We start from the raw sequence: 19,752 nt of genomic DNA, 5'->3' as shown, positions 1-19,752 counted from the left end.
CTGCAATCAGTCTCCCAATCTCCGCGCGTGCCAGCGCAGATGGTCTTCCATGAATGTCGAAATGAAGAAGTAGGAGTGGCCGTAGCCTTCCTGCATGCGAAGCCGCAGGCTGATGCCGGCCGTCTCGCAGGCTTGCCTGAGCTCTTCGGGGCGCAATCCATCCTCCAGGAAGCTATCCGCTGTCCCTTGGTCGACCAGGAATTCCGGGAAACGGTGCCCGTCTTCGATCAGCGAGCAGGTATCATATGCCCGCCAGCGCGCTTCATCCGATCCGAGGTATTTCTGGAATGCCGGCTTTGACCAGCCGGAGACCGAGGGATGGCTGATCGGCGCGAAGGCCGAGCAACTGCCGAAGCGTTCGGGGTTCTTGAGCGCGATCGTGATCGCGCCATGTCCCCCCATCGAGTGACCGAAAATTCCCTGTCGCGTCATGTCGACCGGAAACTCGGCCGCGATAAGCTTCGGCAATTCATCGACGATGTAGCTGTACATCCGATAGTTCTGTGCGAACGGCGGCTCGGTGGCGTCGACGTAGAAGCCGGCACCCTTGCCAAACTGCCAATTATCCGGTTCGTCCGGGATGGCATCGCCCCGCGGACTGGTATCGGGGCAGACAATGATAATGCCGAGTTCTGCGGCAAGACGCCGATACTCGCCCTTGTCCATGACGTTCGCATGGGTGCAGGTCAGACCGGAAAGGTACCATAGAACTGGCAGCTTGCGTCCTTTGGCCTGCGGCGGCAGGAATACCGCAAAGGTCATGTCGCAGTCGCAGACATCCGAGCGATTGACGTAAACGCCCTGTGTGCCGCCGTGAGAATTTTCGGTCGAGATCGTTTTCATGGCTCAGTACACCACGACGCCGCGGATGCTCTTGCCCGAATGCATCAGCTCGAAGCCCTTGTTGATGTCTTCGAGCGGCATGGTGTGGGTGATCATCGGATCGATCTGGATCTTGCCTTGCATGTACCATTCGACGATCTTCGGCACGTCGGTGCGGCCGCGGGCGCCGCCGAAAGCGGTGCCCATCCAGTTGCGGCCGGTGACCAGCTGGAACGGACGGGTGGAGATTTCCTGGCCGGCACCGGCAACGCCGATGATAACCGACTTGCCCCAGCCGCGGTGCGAGGCTTCCAGTGCCTGGCGCATCACCTTGGTGTTGCCGGTGCAGTCGAAGGTGTAGTCGGCGCCGCCGATCAGGTCGCCGTTGCGTTTGGTCAGGTTGACGAGGTAGGGCACGATGTCGTCACCGACCTCCTTCGGATTGACGAAGTGGGTCATGCCGAACTTTTCGCCCCAGGCCTTGCGATCAGGGTTGATATCGACGCCGATGATCATGTCGGCACCGGCAAGCTTCAAGCCCTGAAGCACGTTGAGACCGATGCCGCCGAGACCGAAGACGATCGCCGTGGCGCCGATCTCGACCTTGGCGGTATTGATGACCGCGCCGATGCCGGTGGTCACGCCGCAGCCGATGTAGCAGATCTTGTCGAACGGCGCGTCCGGGTTGACCTTGGCAAGGGCGATCTCCGGCAGCACGGTGAAGTTCGAAAAAGTCGAGCACCCCATATAGTGGTGGATCTTGTCCTTGCCGATCGAAAAGCGGCTCGTTCCATCCGGCATCAGCCCCTGGCCCTGGGTTGATCGAATCGAGGTGCAGAGATTGGTCTTGCGGGAAAGGCAGGAATAGCACTCGCGGCATTCCGGGGTGTAGAGCGGAATGACATGGTCGCCCTTCTTCACCGAGGTGACGCCGGGGCCGACATCGACGACGATGCCGGCGCCCTCATGGCCGAGAATGGCCGGGAAGAGGCCTTCGGGATCGGCGCCCGACAAGGTGAAATCGTCGGTGTGGCAGATGCCCGTCGCCTTGACCTCGACCAGCACTTCGCCGGCCCGCGGCCCCTCCAGCTGCACGGTCATCACTTCCAGCGGTTTTCCTGCCTGAACGGCAACGGCGGCGCGAACGTCCATCTTGATATCCTTCCTCTTAAATTGAATTCTGATGCTACATATTCGAAGGGACCGGCTTCTCACCGATCTGCTTTGCTGCGTCACAGCCGAGATTTTATGCTCTCGCCGTCGCGCTTTTCGTTCATCTCATGCTCATCGTCGCCAAAGATCCATCAGGTCTCCGGCTCAACCTGGCACCAGACCGCAAGCAGCGGCCGCGCCGTGCATCTTATCGCGAAGGATTGGCCGGCATCGTTCGCAAAGACCGTCCCGATAGCGGCAGAGAACCACTCGGAATCGCCAAGGCGGATTTCGCCCGGCGAAAGCAGAATGAAGGCGCGGGGCTGGGTCTGAACATGATCGGGGAACCGGGTGTAGCGATCCATGTAGATCACGCCGACCCTCAGATCGGCGCGCTCCTCCATGCCGCTGGGGCCGACCACGACCGCATGGGAATGCGTATCGCCGAAATTCAGGCTTGCAAACGGACCGGAGCGGCCGCGTCTCCACAGCAGCTTGTCGGCGAGACTACGGAACTGGCTGGCGATCGCCTCGTATTTCCGTCCCGACTTCGCAAGATGGTTGATGGCGTCATCAAGCCCTTCCGGCGCGCCGGGAAGAGACCCGCCCTCCGGGCGCACCTTGCCGGTCTTGAGCAGTCTCTGGAGAACCTTGCCCGCGACGAAGCTGGCAACGGCAGGAGCCTCCGCCGACAACATCAGTCCGCCGACATCGTTGAGGAATTCCTGCAACGGTCGCGAACGTCTTTCCCTCCCGATGTCGTGCAGCCGTATGTATGCCGGCTTCTCGTCATCGTTCAGAAGAAGGTCGGCACCAGGTTTGATTGGACGTCCCACGACGCGCGCCACGTTCGGTCTCCCTCGCTAGAGCGCCTTTTGCAATTCCGGCAGGGCGTCGAAGAGATCGGCGACCAATCCGTAGTCGGCGACCTGGAAGATCGGTGCCTCTTCGTCCTTGTTGATGGCAACGATCACCTTCGAATCCTTCATGCCGGCCAGATGCTGGATGGCGCCTGATATGCCGCAGGCGATATAGAGCTGCGGCGCCACCACCTTGCCGGTCTGGCCGACCTGCCAGTCGTTCGGGGCATAACCAGCATCGACGGCAGCTCTGGATGCGCCGACGGCAGCCCCCAGTTTGTCGGCGAGCGGCAGGATGACCTCCTTGAATTTTTCCGCTGAGCCGAGCGCGCGGCCGCCGGAGATGATGATCTTGGCAGAGGTCAGCTCCGGCCGGTCGGAGTTGGAGAGCGCGTCCCTGACGAAGGTCGACAGCCCCGGATCGGAAACCGCCGGGATCGCCTCGACGGTGGCCGAGCCGCCTTCGGGCGCAGCAGCAAAGGAGGCGGTGCGCACGGTGATGACCTTCTTGGCGTCCGTTGCCTGCACCGTCTGGATGGCATTGCCGGCATAGATCGGCCGCTTGAAGGTGTCGGACGAGATCACCTCGATGATCTCCGAGACCTGGGCGACATCGAGAAGGGCTGCCACCCGCGGCAGCACGTTCTTGCCGACCGAGGTGGCGGCAGACAGGATCGTGTCGTAGCTTCCCGCCAGCGAGACGATCAGATCGGCCAGCGGTTCGGCCAGATTGTTGGCGAGTTCATCGCTTTCGGCCAGCAGCACCTTGGAGACGCCGGCAAGCTTGGCGGCGGCATCGGCGGCAGCCTTGGCAGCCTTGCCGGCGACGAGAACATGAATATCGCCGCCGATCTTGGTGGCGGCCGTCAGCGCTTTGGCGGTCTGATCGGACAGGCTGGCATTGTCGTGGTCAGCCAGAAGAAGAATGGCCATGATGATATCTCCCTAGTTCTGGCTTAAAGCACGCCGGCTTCGTTCTTGAGCTTGTCGATGAGTTCGGCGACCGACTTGACCTTGACGCCGGCCTTGCGGCCGGACGGCTCTTCCGTCTTCAACACCTTGAGGCGCGGCGTGGTGGAGATGCCGAAGTCTGTCGGGCTCTTCTTGTCGAGCGGCTTCTTCTTCGCCTTCATGATATTCGGCAGCGAAGCATAACGCGGCTCGTTCAAGCGCAGATCGGTGGTCACAACAGCCGGCAGCTTGATCTCGATCGTCTGCAGGCCGCCATCGACTTCGCGGGTGACCTGAGCCTTGCCGTCGCCGATCTCGATCTTCGAGGCGAAGGTCGCCTGGGGCATGCCCAGCAGTGCTGCCAGCATCTGGCCGGTCTGGTTGCTGTCGTCATCGATCGCCTGCTTGCCGACGATGATCAGACCGGGCTGTTCGGCATCGGCCACAGCCTTGAGGATCTTGGCGACGGTGAGCGGCTCGATTTGATCGTCGGTCTCAATGAGGATCGCCCGGTCGGCGCCCATGGCGAGTGCCGTCCTCAGCGTCTCCTCGGCCTTGGCAGGACCGATCGAGACGACCACCACTTCCTCGCACTTGCCGGCTTCCTTCAGCCGCAGCGCCTCTTCCACCGAGATCTCGTCGAACGGGTTCATCGACATCTTCACATTGGCAAGCTCGACACCCGTGCCATCCGGCTTCACCCGGATCTTCACGTTGTAGTCGACAACCCGTTTGACGGGCACGAGAATTTTCATGGGCAACCCCCCTTTATTTCTAAACTGCTGGCCGTCAGTTCGGCCGTTCGGCAAGCAATGCCCAGAAGGCGAAGAACGGCGTGTCAAGCGACCTCATCGCATGCTTGATGCCAGGGACATTGTAGAAGGATCCGCCGATACCTGGCGAAAACCAGTCCCCTTTCCCCTGCTGGAACTCTCCCTCGGAAAGCACGAGATAGACTTCCTCGGGCGCATGGTCGTGATCGGGATAGCGCACGTGAGGCGCCATCAACGTCACGCCGATCCACAGGTCGCTCCGCTCCTCCAATCCTCCCGGGCCGATAATCATGGCGTTGGCATGCCCATCGACAAAATTGTCGCTGGCCGTGTGGTCATACTTGGTGCGCCGATGCCATTCAAGCATTGGCTCGATGCCTTTGAACCCCTCGATCAAACGCGTCAGCGAAGGATAGGACGTATCGACGGAAAGCGCCACATCAAGGAGAGCGCACACAGGCAATCGGCTTCCCTCCCCCGCACGCGCGGTTCCCGGGCGCTCCAGCGCCGCAGAAATCTGACGAATCGAGCGGCGGGCCTCCGGGGCATTCGCGAACTGGTCGAAAGCCACGAAAACCGCATCCAGGAAAATCTGGAGGCTTTCATTGCGTAAACTCATGTCATCACCTCCCGAGACGATCGGCCGACAAGCGGTCCACTCGTGCGATCAGATATCTTTCGCGATGCGCAGCCCGTCATAGATGGCTGCATGCGTGTTGCGTGCGGCGACCGCATCGCCGATCCGGAACAGCTGGAACTTGCCGTCCGGATTGCGGATGATGGACTGGGGTTCTCCGGAAAGAAGCTGGTCGTGCGACATTTCGCCGAGATTGCTCGAGCCGGGTTTCAGTTCGAAATAGAGCTCGTCGAGCGGAATGGTCCCGTGATTGACGACGATCTGGTCGAAGCTGTGCTGCCTGGCAATCCCGCCGTAATCGCTGCCAACATGGGCAACGAGCTGGTTGCCGCTCTTTTCGACGGCTTCCAGACGGTAGGTGACGGTGAAGGTCACGTCATGCTTTTGGAGAGACCGCATATAGGGCACGAGATTCATGGCCATGACCTCGGGCGCGAAGGAGCGGTCCGGCGTCATGATCTCGACCTTGGCGCCTGCCTTGGCGAGAAACTCCGCCGCCTGAAGGCCGGCATGGTCGCCGGCATCGTCGAAGATCAGCACGTTGGTTCCAGGTTTCACGTCGCCGGAGATGATGTCCCATGAAGAGACCACTAGCTCGTTGCCGCTGGCGAGAACCTCGGTATGCGGCAGGCCGCCTGTCGCGATGATGACGACATCGGGATTCTCGGCCTCGATGGTATCGGCTTCCGCCCAGGTGTTGAAGTGGAAGGTGACGTCGTATTTCTCGCACTGGCTCATGCGCCAGTCGATGATGCTGATCATTTCCTTGCGGCGCTCGCTCTGGGCGGTGAGGCGGATCTGACCGCCGGGATGGTTCGCCGCTTCGAAAACCACGACCTGGTGGCCGCGTTCTCCGGCGACGCGCGCCGCTTCCAGACCGGCCGGGCCGGCGCCGACGATGACGACCTTTTTCTTGGCGTCGGCCTTCGCCACGATATGCGGCATGGTCAGTTCGCGGCCGGTGGCGGCATTGTGGATACAGAAGGCGGCCCCGCCCTGGTAGATGCGATCGAGACAGTAATTGGCGCCGACACAGGGACGAATATCGTCTTCCCGCTTTTCGATGATCTTGCGGACGATATGCGGGTCGGTCATGTGGGCGCGGGTCATGCCGATCATGTCGACCTTGCCGGAGGCGATCGCATGGCGCGCGGTGGCGACGTCCGGGATTTTCGCCGCGTGGAAGGTCGGGAAGTTGGTCGCGGCGCGAATTTCGCCGGCGAAATCGAGATGCGGTGAATTCGCCATGCCCTGGATCGGGATCACGTCGGTGAGACCCGCATCGGTATCGATGTGACCGCGAATGACGTTGAGGTAATCGATGAGGCCGCTTTCCTTCAGGCGCCTGGAGATTTCCAAGCCTTCGGCCTTGCCGGTGCCGCCCGGAAGACATTCGTCGGCGGTGTAGCGCACGCCCAGAATGAAGTCGTTCCCCACTCTTTGCCGGATCGCTTTGAAGACATCGAAACAGAAGCGCAAACGGTTATCGAGCGAGCCGCCATAAGGACCGTCGAGCTCGTTGGTGAGCGGAGACGTGAACTGGTCGATCAGATGGCCGTAGGCTTCCAGCTCGACGCCGTCCATGCCGCCCGCCTTCATGCGCTCCGCAGCGTCGGCAAAATCCTTGATGATGCGCTCGATATCCCAATCTTCCATCTTCTTCGGGAAGGAGCGATGGGACGCCTCGCGATGATGCGATGGCGCCACGACCGGCAGCCAGTCGCCCTTGTCCCAGCGCGTGCGCCGGCCGAGATGGGTGAGCTGGATCATGATCGCCGCACCCTCTTCATGCACGGCGTCGGTCATTTCCCTGATCCAGGGTACGATCTCGTCCTTATAGGCAAGCAGGTTGTTAAAGACCGGCGGGCTGTCCCTGGACACCGCGGCCGAGCCGGCCGTCATCGTCAAGGCCACGCCGCCCTTTGCCCGCTCCACCGTATAGGCGCGATACCTCTCCTTCGGCATGCCGTCTTCCGGATAGGCCGGCTCGTGGGAGGTCACGATGATACGGTTGCGCAGCGTCAGATGCTTGAGCTGATAGGGCTGAAGAAGGGGATCGTTCGACATGGGCCGTGGTTCCGGATTAAAACATCGGAGGGAACGCTAAGCATAATGTACATATGTGTCAACATTGAAAACAACTGGGTCGTTACTTTAGACACAGATGTACATTTTTCTTGTGCGCGGCTGCGCAATTTGATAGGAGATTATCCATGGATCAGGCTTTGAATGACACTGGCTGGCGCGGATCGCAGGAGGGATGGCTGGAAGCAGCTTACCACTCGCTGCTGGATTCCGGCGTGGATTCGGTGAAAATTCTGCCGCTGGCGAAGAAGCTCAACCTTTCGCGCACGAGCTTCTACTGGTTCTTCAAGGACCGGGAGGAACTGCTGGCCGGGCTCGTGGCGCGGTGGCGCGACAAAAACACCGGCAACATCATCAAGCAGTCCGAAGCCTACGCGGAATCGCTTGCCGAGGCGATGCTCAACGTCTTCGACTGCTGGCTCAACAATGATCTGTTCGACGCCCGGTTCGAATTCGCCGTGCGCAGCTGGGCGCTGCAGTCCGACGAGATTCTCGCCGAGGTCCGGCAAGCCGATCAGCTTCGACTGGAAGCCCTCAAGCTGATGTTTATCCGGTTCGGGCTACCAGAAGCGACATCGGATGTCCGAGCGCGAACAACTTACCTCGTGCAGATCGGATATATCTCCATGCAAGCTAGGGAGGAACTCGCCGTCCGCATGAAACGGATCCCCGAATATATCGCGATCTACACCGGCGAAGTGCCGCAACAGAGGGAGCTCGATCGCTTCTTCTCGCGGCATGGCTACAGGCCGGGTTAGGGAAGGATGGGATGAGCGTTTCCTTGAGGATCGGTATCATCGGCGGCGGCGGTTGGCTTGGCGGAGCAATCGCCGGCTCGATCCTTGATGCCGGCCTGGTCGAACCTCGAAATCTCTCCCTCTCCTATCGTAGTGAAGAGCCGCGCCGTTTCCCGAATTCTTTCCTGACCACCGACAGTCAGGCGCTTGCCGACCGCTCGGACGTGATCGTTCTTTCCGTCCGTCCTGATGACTGGCGTGCTCTTGATGTCGATGCCGGCGGCAAGCTGGTCATCTCGGTCATGGCGGGCATCCGCCTGGACGCACTTTCCGAATGCCACAACACCAGTCGCGTCGTGCGCGCTTTGCCGAATGCCGCTGCCGACGTCGCCAAGTCCTATACGCCGTGGATTGGCGCGAGCGACGTCACCGAAGACGACCGGGCGCTCGTCCGCGCGATTTTTCAGGCATGCGGATCTGAGGACGAGGTCGCAAGGGAAAGCGACATCGATTACCTCACCGGCCTTTCCGGGTCTGGACCGGCATTCCCGGCGCTGCTCGCCGCCGCCATGATGCGCGACGCCGTCGCCAATGGCCTGTCGGCGGAGATTGCGCGCCGCGCCGTCAACACGGTGATCACGGGCGCCGGCCGCCTGCTGGAGCGCCAAGACGAATCTCCTGACGATGTCGTTCAAACCTTTCTTGCCTATCGCGGCACCACTGCGGCGGCCATTGAAGGCATGCGCGCTGCCGGGTTCGACGCTTCGGTTGCGGAGGGACTATCGGCAGCATTCAAGAAATCGGTGAGTATGGGAGACGCTTCCTGACAACCGTTGGAGTGGGTCCTGCGGCGCCCCGCTCAGCAAAACCGGCCGCTAAACAGAGGGAACGAGAATGAAAAAACTACTCGCATCGACATGTCTGACGTTCGGCCTGATTGGCGGGGCGTCTTTCGCCAGCGCCGCCGAATGCGGCACGGTGACCATCGCCAGCATGAACTGGCAGAGTGCAGAGGTTCTCTCCAACCTCGACAAGTTCATCCTGAACGAAGGTTATGGCTGTGATGCCGAAATCACCGTCGGCGATACAGTACCGACGATTACCTCGATGGCCGAAAAGGGCCAGCCTGATATCGCGCCGGAAGCCTGGATCGACCTGCTGCCCGATGTCGTCAAGAAGGGAACGGATGAAGGCCGGATCGTCCAGGTCGGCTCGCCGCTGCCCGATGGCGGCGTCCAGGGCTGGTGGATTCCCAAATATCTGGCCGACGCCCATCCCGACATCAAGACCATCGGCGACGTGCTGAAGCATCCGGAACTCTTCCCCGCTCCTGAGGATGCGAAGAAGGGCGCCATCTATAACGGTCCGCAGGGCTGGGGCGGCACCGTGGTGACCACGCAGCTCTACAAGGCCTTCGAAGCCGACAAGGCGGGCTTCACCCTCGTCGATACCGGTTCGGCTGCCGGCCTCGATGGTTCAATCTCCAAGGCTTACGAACGCAAGGAAGGCTGGGCCGGCTATTACTGGGCGCCGACCGCTCTGCTCGGCAAGTACCAGATGGTCAAGCTGGAAGCCGGCGTGCCGAACGACGCCGCCGAATGGAAGCGCTGCAATACCGTCGCCGATTGCCCCGATCCGAAGCCGAATGCATGGCCGGTCGATCACGTGGTGACCCTGGTTGCCAAGCCTTTTTCGGAAAAGGCCGGGCCGGAGGTCATGGACTACCTGACGAAGCGCTCCTGGAGCAATGAGACGGTCAACAAGCTGATGGCGTGGATGACCGACAACCAGGCGACCGGTGAGGACGGCGCCAAGCACTTCCTCAAAGAAAACAAGGACCTGTGGACCAAGTGGGTCTCGCCTGAGGCAGCCACGAAGATCGAAGCTGCTCTCTAGAACAGGATGATTTCAGGCCTGTTCGGCCTAAAATCTGAATCTTGTTCTGAGTTAAATAGTGAGAGCATGATGTCGTCCGAAAACCGTTCACACTTTTCGGCATCATGCTCTAACGCCGACCACTGCGGTGCGCTTAATGCGCACCGCCTCTCGCTGCCGATAAAATCAAAAAGACTGCCACGGCTCTTTGAAGAAAAAGGGGAACCGAATGGAATGGTTTTATAAATTCCCGCATATGGATGACGATGCCCTTCGCAATCTGAAGAAGGCGATCGATGACGGCTTTCGCACATTTACCCGCACCTATGGCGACGCGATCGAAAGCCTCTTCTCCCCGCTGCAGCATTTCCTGATCGCCGCCGACCGCTTCATGACGCAGACGCCGTGGCCGATAATTACGGCGATCATCCTTGTCATCGCATGGTTTGCGAGCCGCAGCCTGAAGATCGTCTTCGGCTGTCTCGTCACGCTGCTGCTGATCGGCTATTTCGACATGTGGGACGATACGATGCGGACGGTCTCGATGATCTTCGTCTGTACCGTGCTCTCCATCGCCATCGGCATCCCGATGGGGATATTCATGGCGCGTTCCGACCGGCTGCAACGCGTCATCAATCCGATCCTCGACGTCATGCAGACCATGCCGAGCTTCGTCTATCTCATCCCTGTCGTCATGCTGCTCGGCATCGGCAAGGTGCCTGGACTGATCGCCGTTGTCATCTATGCCATCCCGCCGATGATAAGGCTGACCGACCTCGGCATCCGTCTGGTCGACAAGGACGTGCTCGAGGCGGCCGACGCCTTCGGGACGTCGAGCGCGCAGAAGCTGTTCAAGGTCCAGCTGCCGCTGGCGCTTCCCACCATCATGGCCGGCATCAACCAGACCATCATGATGGCGCTCGCCATGGTGGTCGTCGCCTCGATGATCGGCGTCCAGGGCCTGGGCCAACCGGTTCTGAAGGCCATCGCCAACCAGTACTTCACCCTGGGTATTTTCAACGGCCTTGCCATCGTCGGCATTGCCATCATCTTCGACCGGGTCAGCCAGGCCTATGGCAAGCGGCTCCAGAAGCATCGGGAGATCGTCCATGGCTGATCATCGGTTCGGCGGCATCAAGATCCGCAATCTCTATAAGATCTTCGGTCCCAATCCCGGCGCTCATGTCGATGCCGTCCAAAAGGGATTGTCGAAGACCGAGCTCAACGCAAAGCACGGCCACGTGCTGGGCTTGAAGGATATCAATATCGAGATACCCTCGGGCCGCATCCAGGTCATCATGGGCCTTTCGGGTTCGGGCAAGTCGACGCTCATCCGCCACATCAATCGCCTGATCGATCCGACATCAGGCGAAGTGCTTGTCGACGGCGTCGATGTGGTGAAAATGAATGAGACCGAATTGCGGACGTTTCGCCGGCACCAGACGGCCATGGTGTTTCAGAAGTTCGCGCTTCTGCCGCACCGGAATGTTCTCGACAATACCATCTTCGGCCGCGAAGTGCAGGGCATGGAGCGCTCGAAAGCCGTCGACGTCGCCATGGGCTGGCTGGAGCGGGTCGGCCTGAAAGGCTTCGAGAGCAAATATCCCAACCAGCTGTCGGGCGGGATGCAGCAGCGCGTCGGGCTGGCACGCGCCCTCTCGAACGATGCGCCGGTTCTGCTGATGGACGAGGCCTATTCGGCGCTCGACCCTTTGATCCGCACCGATATGCAGTCGGTCCTTCTCGACATTCAGAAGGAGATCAAGAAGACCATCGTCTTCATCACCCATGATCTCGATGAGGCCCTTCGGCTGGGCGACCAGATTGCGATCCTGCGCGATGGCGAAGTCATCCAGCAGGGCACCAGCCAGGACATCGTTCTGCGTCCGGCAGACGCCTACATCGCCAACTTCGTCAAGGAGGTCAATCGAGGGCGGGTCATTCAAGTCGATGCCATCATGACATCCCTGCACTCCGGCGCGGTCCCAGGCGGATTGACGATCGCATCAGGCACGACCGTCGAAGACGCCGTCCGGATCCTGGCATCGGCGGCGCACGACGATGCCAGAGTGGTTTCACCATCCGGGGAAGCATTGGGGCTTGTCACGTTCCGCCAGCTCGCGGGCGCAATGGTCAACTCGCAGGAGGTGGCTCCCCGACGCGACAGCGCCCTCTCGGTCGCACTTTGAAGCTCCAAATGCGGCCGACTTTCCGGTTCGTTGGCGACACCGATATCAGGCACGTCGCCATCTCTGGAACTGGAAAGTCCGCCGCCTGACGCCTGTGGATCACCATGTCAAAACTCTTCCCGCGTCTGTTTTCGCCGATCGGCCTGCGCGGACACACCTTGCGCAACAGGATCGTCTTCGGAGCGCATACGGCAAACATGGCGAGCGACGGTGTACCCGGCGAACGCCACGTCGCCTATTATGCCGAGCGCGCGATCGGTGGCGCCGCAATGATCGTGGTCGAACCGATGCCGGCGCATCCCGCGGCCGTGCTGACGCGCGGAAATTTTCTTCCCGGCGACGACAGCGTGATCCCTCACTTCAGCAAGGTCACGACCGCGATCAAGGAAAACGGTGCGGTCGCCATCCAGCAGCTCTACCATGTCGGCGCGCATGGGGATTCCGATAATTCATACCACCCGCATTGGTCTCCTTCCGGCTTGCCCAGTTATCACGACAGCGATGGCTCGCATTCCATGAGCGAGGCTGAGATTTGGGAAACCATCGACGGCTTCGTGCAGGCGGCGCGGCGCTGTCGCGAGGCCGGTTTCGATGGCGTCGAAGTCTGGGCGGCTTATCTCGGCCTGATCGAGCAGTTCTGGACGCCTTGGTCGAACCGGCGAGAGGATCAATGGGGTGGTTCGCTGGAGAACCGGACCCGCTTCTCACGGGAAATCATGAGCCGCATCCGGGCAGTGTGCGGTCAGGATTTCATCATCGGGCTTGCGATCAGCGATGAGCCCGATCATAGCGTTGCGCTGACGCGGGACAAGCTTGCCGAGATCCTCGCTCTCCATGACGATCTCGGCCTCGTCGACTATGTGACCTGCGGTTCGGGCGGCTATCTCGACTTCCACAAGCTGATGCCGACATTCCTCTACCAGGAGAAGCTCGGCGCCGATCTTGCCGCAACGATCAGGCGATCCGTCAAACATGCGCTCGTCATTGCCGAAAGCCATATCAGAACGCCGGAGAACGGCGAGACCGTTCTTGGAGAAGGAGCGGCGGACCTCGTCTCAATCGTGCGCGGCCAGATTGCCGATCCGCATCTGGCTCGAAAAGCCGGCGAGGACCGCCCCGACGATGTTCGTGGCTGCATTTCGTGCAACCAGATGTGCTGGGGCCGGCGTTCGCGCGATTATTGGATAAGCTGTCTCATCAACCCATCGGCCGGACGGGAATACCAGTGGGGCGGCGACCGCTTCGCACCGGCCGGCCAGCCGAGGACGGTGCTGGTGGTCGGCGCCGGGCCTGCTGGCCTGGAAGCCGCCCGCGCCGCCGCTGAAAGGGGCCACCGGGTCATCCTCGCCGAAGCATCCAGCCGGCTCGGCGGCAATTTCCTGCTTGCTGGAAAGCAGCCTCGCCGGGCGCAGATCCTCGAGCTCATCGGCTGGTACGAGCGGCAGCTGACGAAGCTCGGCGTCGATATCCGGCTCAACTCTTATGTCGAAGCATCGGATGTCGAAACCATCGGCGCAGACGCCGTCATCCTGGCAACGGGTTCCTATTCACCCGAAACCGGCTTCCAGAAGGCTCTGCCCTCAGTCGCGACGCTGCCCGGCATCGAAAAAGGAAACGTCTTCACCGTCGAGGCCGTCATGGCGCGGCAGTCAAGGCCAGGGAAGAGAGTTCTGCTGCTGGACGAGGGCGGCGGCTGGCGCGGCTGCGGAACCGCCTGGAAGCTCGCCGAAGATGGGCACCTGGTGACGATGCTCTCGCCCGACCCGTTCATCGGCAAAGAACTTCAGCGCACCACCGCCGACGTCCCGCTGCGCCGGACGTTGAAGACGCTGGGCGTCAAATGGCTTCTGGAGGTCAGCGTGCTGGAATGGCACGGCAATGGCGTCACCCTGCTGGATCACAATACCGGCGAGCGTTTCTTCGAGGAAGGCGACAGCCTGGTGCTCGCCACCACCAATGCGGCAGCAAATTGGTTGGGTGATGAACTGCGTTCAAACGATCGTCAGGTGGTGGAGATCGGGGACTGCGCTGCGCCGCGCCAGGCGCCTTATGCCTTCTATGAGGGCAGACGAGCGGCATTGGAGCTGTGATGGCCGGGCAGAGGATAAGAATGCCAATCGACGAACTCCGTCACCTGGCGCACGACGCCTGCCTTGCCTGCGGCAGCAGCCCGGCCATGGCGAAAGCGCTCGTCGATGCAACGCTGTCGGCCGCCTGCTTCGGTCGCACCGAGCTTAGTTTTCCGCATTTCGTCGATTATCTCACCAGCCTGCGCGATAGGCGGATCAACGGAGATGCCAAGCCCCGGTTCGACCATGTGCTGCCGGCCCTGATTCGAGCCGATGCGGATGGCGGCATAGCGCAACTCGGGTTTGATCTCATTTACGACGACTTCGTAAAGTGCGTGAAAACCTTCGGCATCTCAGTCCTCACACAAAGAAACAGCTATACCGCCGGGGAATTGGGATATTACGTCCGACGCCTGGCCCAGGACGGGTTGATGTCCGTCGCCGCCGCCAACGGACCGGCATTGATGGCCGCCGCCGAGGGCGGGGAGCGCGTCTACTGCACCAATCCGCTCGCTTTCGGCGTGCCCCTGCCGGAACCCTTGCCGCCTGTCGTCATCGACCAGGCGACGAGTGCGACGGCGTTCATAACGCTTGCCGAGGCGGCAAAGGCGCAGTCGCCGATTGCTCACGGCATAGCCATCGACGAGACGGGCGCCATCACCACCGATCCGGTCAAGGCAATGCTCGGTGCTCTCCTGCCCTTCGGCGGTTATAAAGGCGGCAATATCGCCCTTATCGTCGAGATGCTGTCCGCGGGTCTTTCGGGGGCCGCCTGGTCGCTCGATGCCGGCCACTTTCTCTCGGGCGAGCACCCGGTGAATGCGGGAATGACCGTGATCGCCCTCTTTCCCGCGGCTGCGGATTCGGAATTCCCGGAGCGCGCCAAGGCCCAATTGCAACGGCTGCGTTCCAAGGGAGTCCGTATCCCCGGAGACAGAGCGATGTCCGCGAGTGTCGCGGAAGCAGATCATCTTGACGTCGACATAGGCGTGTTGGAAACGATCCGTCGCTTGTGCCTTCAGTAAGAAAATCATTGCTCAGCCCAAACCGAATGCATCGCACCCGGCAGCATCATGCCGGCGTTCATTGCGCGCAACAGGCGGCTTCAGCGGGGCCGGTTGATGTACATTTTGCGCAAGGTCAGTCCAGACTGCGTCACGAAAAGCCGATTGGTCGACAATATCGGGGCCCGACAATTGCTCCATAGCTAAGGAACAGTAAGATGAAATCCGACCAAGACCATGATGGTTTGCGGTCCCAAAGCCAAGCCCGTCCATCCCATGACCCCCCAAAGGATGGAAGGGATCGTACATACGCACTCCATCCCGTGCGTATGCTTGCATGCCTGTCTGCCTGCCGAAGGCCATCTTTAAGCGGTCCACTAAGACCCTTCGGCAGGCGACTGCGCGGCTTTCGAACTGGGGGCGCTCTCGACAAGCTTCAGATGAATGCATCTCGGCAGGATCGCCGCGGTTGAACCTGTGGCGTGGCGGATACAGCCGTAAAATCGCTCTTTCAGCGTAATCGTTTTATCAGCGGGTTGTCGTCATAACCGGTAGCGTGACGTCTTGCCAATGGCCGCGGATTCTGTCAGTTCCTGATCTGGATGGGAACTAATGCATTCAACGGGCTGGTCTTTTTGCTGTTTACCACGCCCGGCTTCGGCCTGCATCAGCTGGCGCATGCCGCCGATCTCGATGCCGATACCACGCGGAGATTCACCTGCTCCGCTGCAAGCAGCTGCACACTATCCAACAATCGTCTAATATACGTCCAAGCCCCGCTCACCCATTCCGTCTGCAGGCTCTGATGAAGCCCCGCAGCGCAGGACGACTATCCATGACGACTGGCAATGCTGGCACAGGTACGTGCACCAATCCGACACTCTCGCCGGCCGCGCGTCGCGCTGGCACCTGCGAGCGGCGGAGAAGAACATGTCGAAACAGCCGCATCGAACTATGGGAGCAGGATGACAGAAAATAGCACTGCGCCATTTTCATTTCGATTTAGCGGTTCGTCCTTCGACAACATGGTCGAAACGCTGGGCGGCGCTTTTGGCGCATTTGATGCCGAGCCTGTCGGCCGCGCCAAGGACTTCCATTGGGGACTGGATTTCTCGGTAGGTGACAACGCCGTCCTGCTCACCGGTTATCATGAGGCGGAGTTTCAGTTCAATATCGAGCCGACGGTCGATACGGCGGAGTATCTGTCGATCGTCGTGCCGCGCAGCGGCGGCATGGGGGTCACCTATGGGTCCCGCGTCGCCGAGGCCGGGCAAGGAAAATTGCTTCTCTATAACAATTTCGAACCCAACAGCGTTATCATGCATGGGCAATCGAACGTCATCGACGAGTTGCTGATCAACTGGCCTCTCATCCTGCAGACGATCGGCCAGACTTTCGAGATGCCGTTCAGCGGCTCCCTCGACCTGCTGCCGGAACTGGATCTGTCGAAGCCGGAAGGCCAGCTGATCGGCAACCTTACGGAAACGATCATCCTAGGCATGCGCGACGATGGCCCCTTGCTGCAGTCGCCGATCGCCATGGCGCATATGACGCAGGCGCTCACCGATCTGGTCGTGCGCCTAGTACCGCACCGGCTGTCGCATTTCCTGGAGAATAGGCCCGCCCTGATCGCGCCCCGGCATGTCCGCAGGGCGATCGAATTCATGCATGCCAATATTGATCAGCCGATTACCATGCCGAAGGTGGCCGAAGCCGCCGGCGTATCCAGCCGGGCGCTCGAGACCGGTTTTCGTGCGTTCAGGGGAACCTCTCCCGCCGTCTATCTGCTGACGCTTCGGCTGCGTGCCGCGCGCCAGGATCTGCTCGATCCCGAGAGCAAGGAGACCATGAAGGCCATCTGCCTCAAATGGGGCTTCTTTCATTTCGGCCGGTTTTCCGCAGTCTATAAAACCACCTACGGAGAATACCCTTCCGACACCAGGAAGCGCGTGATCCGCCGCTAGCGGCCGTGGCTTGCGGCGCAGGGGTGTTTACGCCTCGTCCCGCGGCGGCAATGTGTAATGCACTCTCATCGTGCTTAGATCCCGCTTCACGATCTGCAGCACCCCTTCGCGTTCCGCTAGGACGTTGAGTTCCCTGAGCACGAGAGAATGCGCGATCCCCAGCAGGCGCGCAAAGGCGCGGCTGTCACGGGCAATCCCCAGATCCGCGGCGACCAGGAGACCGGCCTGTATGGATGTCAGCCTGATATCCCTGACTTGCGCCGCAGCGACGAGAGCGAGAAAGCGATCGGCGTCGGAGGCCTCTTCGCTCACGCGGCTTTTCGCCGGCGGAAGGACACCATGATGGATTTCGAGGTGGGCGTATCGCTTTCCACGCCCGCGCTGCCAAGCGGCACAAGCACGTTCAGCTCGGGATAATAACCCGCGATGCTTCCTCGCGGAATGTCATAGGGCACAAAGCGAAAATTCTCAGCGATGCGCTCGATACCGTCATCATGCTCGCCGACCACGTCGACCCGGTCACCGGCCTCGGCATTCATCGCCTTCAGGTCGGCTGGATGAATGAAGATGACCTGCCGTTCCCCATACACGCCGCGGTATCGGTCATCGAGACCGTAAACCGTCGTATTGTATTGATCGTGCGACCGGAACGTCTGCAGGGCGAAACGCCCCTCGCCCTTTCGCGCCCGCTGATGCACCGTCTCGTCGGGAAGCGCTTCCGAAGAGAACGATGCCTTGCCTGCCGGCGTATCCCACTCCCGATGGGCGGCCGTGTTGCGCAGGTGAAAACCGCGCGGCTTGCGCAGGCGCGCATTGTAGTTTTCGAAACCTGGAATGGTCGCCTCGATATGATCGCGGATACGGTCGTGGTCGTCGGCGAGCTCTGCCCAGTCGACCACGGCGGAGCCGACCGTCGCCTGGGCAATGCCGGCGATGATGGCGACTTCCGAGAGGAGATGCGGTGAGGCCGGACGATTGATGCCGGCGGAACCATGCACCATGCTCATCGAATCCTCGACGCTTATGAGCTGTGAGTTGCCCGCCGCATTCAGATCGATCTCGGTGCGCCCGAGACACGGCAGGATGAAGGCCGTCTCGCCGGGCATGAGATGCGAATGATTGGGTTTGGTGGCGATGTGAACCGTCAGCTTCAGCCGCCGCAGCGCCTTTTCAACGAGTGCGCTGTCGGGCGTGGCGCGGGCGAAATTGCCGCCAAGCCCGATGAAGGCCTCAGCCGAGCCATCGAGCATCGCTCCGATCGCGGCAAGGACATTGTGGCCATGTTCGCGGGGAACGGTGAAGCGAAAATGCTTCTCCAGCGCATCGAGGAAATCGTCCGATGGCTTTTCGTTGATGCCAACCGTACGGTCGCCTTGCACGTTGGAATGGCCGCGAACCGGGCAAAGGCCGGCACCCGGCCGGCCGATATTGCCGCGCAGAAACACGAAATTGGCGATCTCGCGGATCGTCGCCACGGAATGCAGATGCTGGGTCACGCCCATCGCCCAGGTGCAGATGACCCGCTCGGCGTTGACATAGACATCGGCCGCCCGTTCGATCTCCTGCCGGCTCAGTCCCGACTGGTCCTCGATCTCGGCCCAGCTCGTCGCCTCGACCGCTGCCCGGTAGTGCGCAAAGCCCACGCAGTGTTCGGCGAGAAATGCGTGGTCGAGAACGGAGGGTAGGCCGGCGGCGACCGCTGCGTCCTCCGCGGCCAGCACGGCCTTTGCCATCCCGCGCACCGCGGCCATGTCGCCGCCGAGCTGTGGCTGCAGATAAAGGCTGGCGATATCGGTCGAACCGCCGCGCAGCATCTCGACCTTATCCTGCGGGTCGGAGAAGCGTTCCAGGCCGCGTTCGCGGATGGGATTGAAGACGACCACGCGCGCGCCGCGGATCGCCGCCCGGCGCAAGTCGCCGAGCATCCGTGGATGGTTGGTGCCCGGGTTCTGCCCGATCACGAAGATCGCGTCGGCCTCTTCGAAATCCTCCAGCAGCACGGTGCCTTTGCCGACACCGACCGCCTGGCGCATGGCGATGCCGCTCGCCTCGTGGCACATGTTGGAGCAGTCGGGAAAATTGTTGGTGCCGTAGACGCGCACGAACAGCTGGTACAGGAAGGCGGCCTCGTTGCTCGCCCGGCCCGAAGTGTAGAATTCCGCCCGGTTGGGGCTATCGAACCCCCTCAGAATGCTGCCGATCTCGGCAAAGGCATCCTCCCATGCGACCGGCAGGTAACGGTCGCTCGCCGCATCGTAGCGCATCGGATGCGTCAGGCGGCCGTTGAGTTCCAGTTCATAGTCCGTCAGCTGGCGAAGCTGCGATAAAGTGTTTTCGGCGAAGAAGGCGGGCGTTGCCCGCTTCTCCGTCGCTTCCCAGGCGATGGCCTTCACGCCGTTCTCGCAGAACTCGAACGACGATCCGTGCTCCGGATCGCCCCAGGCGCAGCCCGGGCAATCGAAACCATCCGGCTGGTTCGCCTTTAGCATCGTCCGCGCCCCTGAAATCGGCATGCCGCTTTGCAGCAATCGCTTGCCGCAGCTCTTCAAAGCGCCCCAGCCGCCGGCTGCTGCCGATTTCTTACCAATGAATTTTGTGTCCATGCGCCCTGTATTGTCGAAGCGGGGAAAACAT

The 19,752-nt window shown here is 61.0% G+C and carries 18 protein-coding genes; 8 read left to right on the top strand and 10 right to left on the bottom strand.

The features are described 5' to 3' along the window. Positions 1-6 precede the first annotated feature (6 nt). The 7 genes from fghA to J3P73_RS26595 form a co-directional block, all read right to left on the bottom strand. Entirely contained in the window at positions 7-843 is an 837-nt protein-coding gene (gene fghA, locus J3P73_RS26625) for an S-formylglutathione hydrolase (RefSeq protein ID WP_131619124.1), read from the bottom strand. A gap of 3 nt (positions 844-846) precedes the next feature. Then, positions 847-1,974, bottom strand: a complete 1,128-nt coding sequence (locus J3P73_RS26620; RefSeq protein WP_018071448.1) for an S-(hydroxymethyl)glutathione dehydrogenase/class III alcohol dehydrogenase — start codon at positions 1,972-1,974, stop codon at positions 847-849. A 152-nt stretch (positions 1,975-2,126) separates the two neighbouring features. Next, positions 2,127-2,822: a dimethylsulfonioproprionate lyase family protein gene (locus tag J3P73_RS26615; RefSeq protein WP_024324051.1), complete on the bottom strand. Its 696-nt coding sequence runs from the start codon at positions 2,820-2,822 to the stop codon at positions 2,127-2,129. Between the two features lie 15 nt (positions 2,823-2,837). Next, positions 2,838-3,767, bottom strand: a complete 930-nt coding sequence (locus J3P73_RS26610) for an electron transfer flavoprotein subunit alpha/FixB family protein (protein WP_207580017.1) — start codon at positions 3,765-3,767, stop codon at positions 2,838-2,840. Between the two features lie 23 nt (positions 3,768-3,790). Further along, positions 3,791-4,540: an electron transfer flavoprotein subunit beta/FixA family protein gene (locus J3P73_RS26605; protein ID WP_130688748.1), complete on the bottom strand. Its 750-nt coding sequence runs from the start codon at positions 4,538-4,540 to the stop codon at positions 3,791-3,793. Between the two features lie 34 nt (positions 4,541-4,574). Next, entirely contained in the window at positions 4,575-5,177 is a 603-nt protein-coding gene (locus J3P73_RS26600; protein ID WP_018071444.1) for a dimethylsulfoniopropionate lyase, read from the bottom strand. Between the two features lie 48 nt (positions 5,178-5,225). Then, a complete protein-coding gene (locus tag J3P73_RS26595) occupies positions 5,226-7,262 on the bottom strand; it encodes an NADH:flavin oxidoreductase (protein ID WP_018071443.1) in 2,037 nt (678 codons plus the stop codon). Between the two features lie 146 nt (positions 7,263-7,408). On the opposite strand from J3P73_RS26595, the gene J3P73_RS26590 reads away from it, so the two are divergent. The 7 genes from J3P73_RS26590 (at position 7,409) to J3P73_RS26560 (ending at position 15,175) form a co-directional block, all read left to right on the top strand. Continuing rightward, positions 7,409-8,038: a TetR/AcrR family transcriptional regulator gene (locus J3P73_RS26590; RefSeq protein WP_018071442.1), complete on the top strand. Its 630-nt coding sequence runs from the start codon at positions 7,409-7,411 to the stop codon at positions 8,036-8,038. A gap of 11 nt (positions 8,039-8,049) precedes the next feature. Next, complete coding sequence (locus J3P73_RS26585) at positions 8,050-8,844, top strand: pyrroline-5-carboxylate reductase family protein (RefSeq protein WP_018071441.1); 795 nt, start codon at positions 8,050-8,052, stop codon at positions 8,842-8,844. 67 nt (positions 8,845-8,911) lie between these two features. After that, positions 8,912-9,913, top strand: coding sequence for an ABC transporter substrate-binding protein (locus tag J3P73_RS26580; protein WP_018071440.1), 1,002 nt, complete (start codon positions 8,912-8,914; stop codon positions 9,911-9,913). A gap of 208 nt (positions 9,914-10,121) precedes the next feature. Next, positions 10,122-11,009 carry an ABC transporter permease gene (locus J3P73_RS26575; protein WP_018071439.1) on the top strand — a complete coding sequence of 296 codons (888 nt, stop codon included), beginning with the start codon at positions 10,122-10,124 and terminating at the stop codon, positions 11,007-11,009. Beyond that, a complete protein-coding gene (locus J3P73_RS26570) occupies positions 11,002-12,081 on the top strand; it encodes a quaternary amine ABC transporter ATP-binding protein (protein ID WP_018071438.1) in 1,080 nt (359 codons plus the stop codon). Before J3P73_RS26575 ends, J3P73_RS26570 begins: the two co-directional genes overlap by 8 nt. A 104-nt stretch (positions 12,082-12,185) precedes the next feature. After that, positions 12,186-14,171, top strand: a complete 1,986-nt coding sequence (locus tag J3P73_RS26565) for an oxidoreductase (RefSeq protein ID WP_018071437.1) — start codon at positions 12,186-12,188, stop codon at positions 14,169-14,171. Then, positions 14,171-15,175 (top strand): Ldh family oxidoreductase, encoded by a 1,005-nt coding sequence (locus J3P73_RS26560; protein ID WP_018071436.1) that lies wholly within the window; start codon positions 14,171-14,173, stop codon positions 15,173-15,175. Before J3P73_RS26565 ends, J3P73_RS26560 begins: the two co-directional genes overlap by 1 nt. Positions 15,176-15,696: 521 nt before the next feature. On the opposite strand, the gene J3P73_RS26555 is transcribed toward J3P73_RS26560, so the two are convergent. Next, positions 15,697-15,834, bottom strand: a complete 138-nt coding sequence (locus J3P73_RS26555) for a hypothetical protein (RefSeq protein WP_157629673.1) — start codon at positions 15,832-15,834, stop codon at positions 15,697-15,699. A gap of 285 nt (positions 15,835-16,119) precedes the next feature. Between J3P73_RS26555 and J3P73_RS26550 the strand changes: the two genes are divergently transcribed. Beyond that, positions 16,120-17,118, top strand: coding sequence for an AraC family transcriptional regulator (locus J3P73_RS26550; RefSeq protein ID WP_018071435.1), 999 nt, complete (start codon positions 16,120-16,122; stop codon positions 17,116-17,118). A gap of 27 nt (positions 17,119-17,145) precedes the next feature. On the opposite strand, the gene J3P73_RS26545 is transcribed toward J3P73_RS26550, so the two are convergent. Together J3P73_RS26545 and J3P73_RS26540 are read right to left on the bottom strand one after the other, a co-directional pair. Then, positions 17,146-17,430, bottom strand: a complete 285-nt coding sequence (locus J3P73_RS26545) for a hypothetical protein (protein WP_018071434.1) — start codon at positions 17,428-17,430, stop codon at positions 17,146-17,148. After that, entirely contained in the window at positions 17,427-19,721 is a 2,295-nt protein-coding gene (locus J3P73_RS26540; RefSeq protein WP_130687332.1) for an FdhF/YdeP family oxidoreductase, read from the bottom strand. The genes J3P73_RS26545 and J3P73_RS26540 overlap by 4 nt, the downstream gene beginning before the upstream one ends. Between the last annotated feature and the right edge of the window lie 31 nt (positions 19,722-19,752).

Origin of the sequence: Rhizobium ruizarguesonis (assembly GCF_017357285.1) — a bacterium.
Classification (GTDB): Bacteria; Pseudomonadota; Alphaproteobacteria; order Rhizobiales; family Rhizobiaceae; genus Rhizobium; species Rhizobium ruizarguesonis.
The sequence above is the reverse complement of the archived record's forward strand: the minus strand, read 5'-3'. Positions and strand labels throughout refer to the sequence as shown.

Bases quoted from the DNA above. Each gene is read 5' to 3' on its own strand.
- J3P73_RS26610 (WP_207580017.1), bottom strand. From the start codon at position 3,767: ATGGCCATTCTTCTTCTGGCTGACCACGACAATGCCAGCCTGTCCGAT.
- J3P73_RS26585 (WP_018071441.1), top strand. From the start codon at position 8,050: ATGAGCGTTTCCTTGAGGATCGGTATCATCGGCGGCGGCGGTTGGCTT.
- J3P73_RS26550 (WP_018071435.1), top strand. From the start codon at position 16,120: ATGACAGAAAATAGCACTGCGCCATTTTCATTTCGATTTAGCGGTTCG.
- J3P73_RS26570 (WP_018071438.1), top strand. From the start codon at position 11,002: ATGGCTGATCATCGGTTCGGCGGCATCAAGATCCGCAATCTCTATAAG.
- J3P73_RS26590 (WP_018071442.1), top strand. From the start codon at position 7,409: ATGGATCAGGCTTTGAATGACACTGGCTGGCGCGGATCGCAGGAGGGA.
- J3P73_RS26620 (WP_018071448.1), bottom strand. From the start codon at position 1,974: ATGGACGTTCGCGCCGCCGTTGCCGTTCAGGCAGGAAAACCGCTGGAA.
- J3P73_RS26565 (WP_018071437.1), top strand. From the start codon at position 12,186: ATGTCAAAACTCTTCCCGCGTCTGTTTTCGCCGATCGGCCTGCGCGGA.
- J3P73_RS26580 (WP_018071440.1), top strand. From the start codon at position 8,912: ATGAAAAAACTACTCGCATCGACATGTCTGACGTTCGGCCTGATTGGC.
- J3P73_RS26540 (WP_130687332.1), bottom strand. From the start codon at position 19,721: ATGGACACAAAATTCATTGGTAAGAAATCGGCAGCAGCCGGCGGCTGG.
- J3P73_RS26555 (WP_157629673.1), bottom strand. From the start codon at position 15,834: ATGCGCCAGCTGATGCAGGCCGAAGCCGGGCGTGGTAAACAGCAAAAA.
- J3P73_RS26595 (WP_018071443.1), bottom strand. From the start codon at position 7,262: ATGTCGAACGATCCCCTTCTTCAGCCCTATCAGCTCAAGCATCTGACG.
- J3P73_RS26605 (WP_130688748.1), bottom strand. From the start codon at position 4,540: ATGAAAATTCTCGTGCCCGTCAAACGGGTTGTCGACTACAACGTGAAG.
- J3P73_RS26560 (WP_018071436.1), top strand. From the start codon at position 14,171: ATGGCCGGGCAGAGGATAAGAATGCCAATCGACGAACTCCGTCACCTG.
- fghA (WP_131619124.1), bottom strand. From the start codon at position 843: ATGAAAACGATCTCGACCGAAAATTCTCACGGCGGCACACAGGGCGTT.
- J3P73_RS26600 (WP_018071444.1), bottom strand. From the start codon at position 5,177: ATGAGTTTACGCAATGAAAGCCTCCAGATTTTCCTGGATGCGGTTTTC.
- J3P73_RS26575 (WP_018071439.1), top strand. From the start codon at position 10,122: ATGGAATGGTTTTATAAATTCCCGCATATGGATGACGATGCCCTTCGC.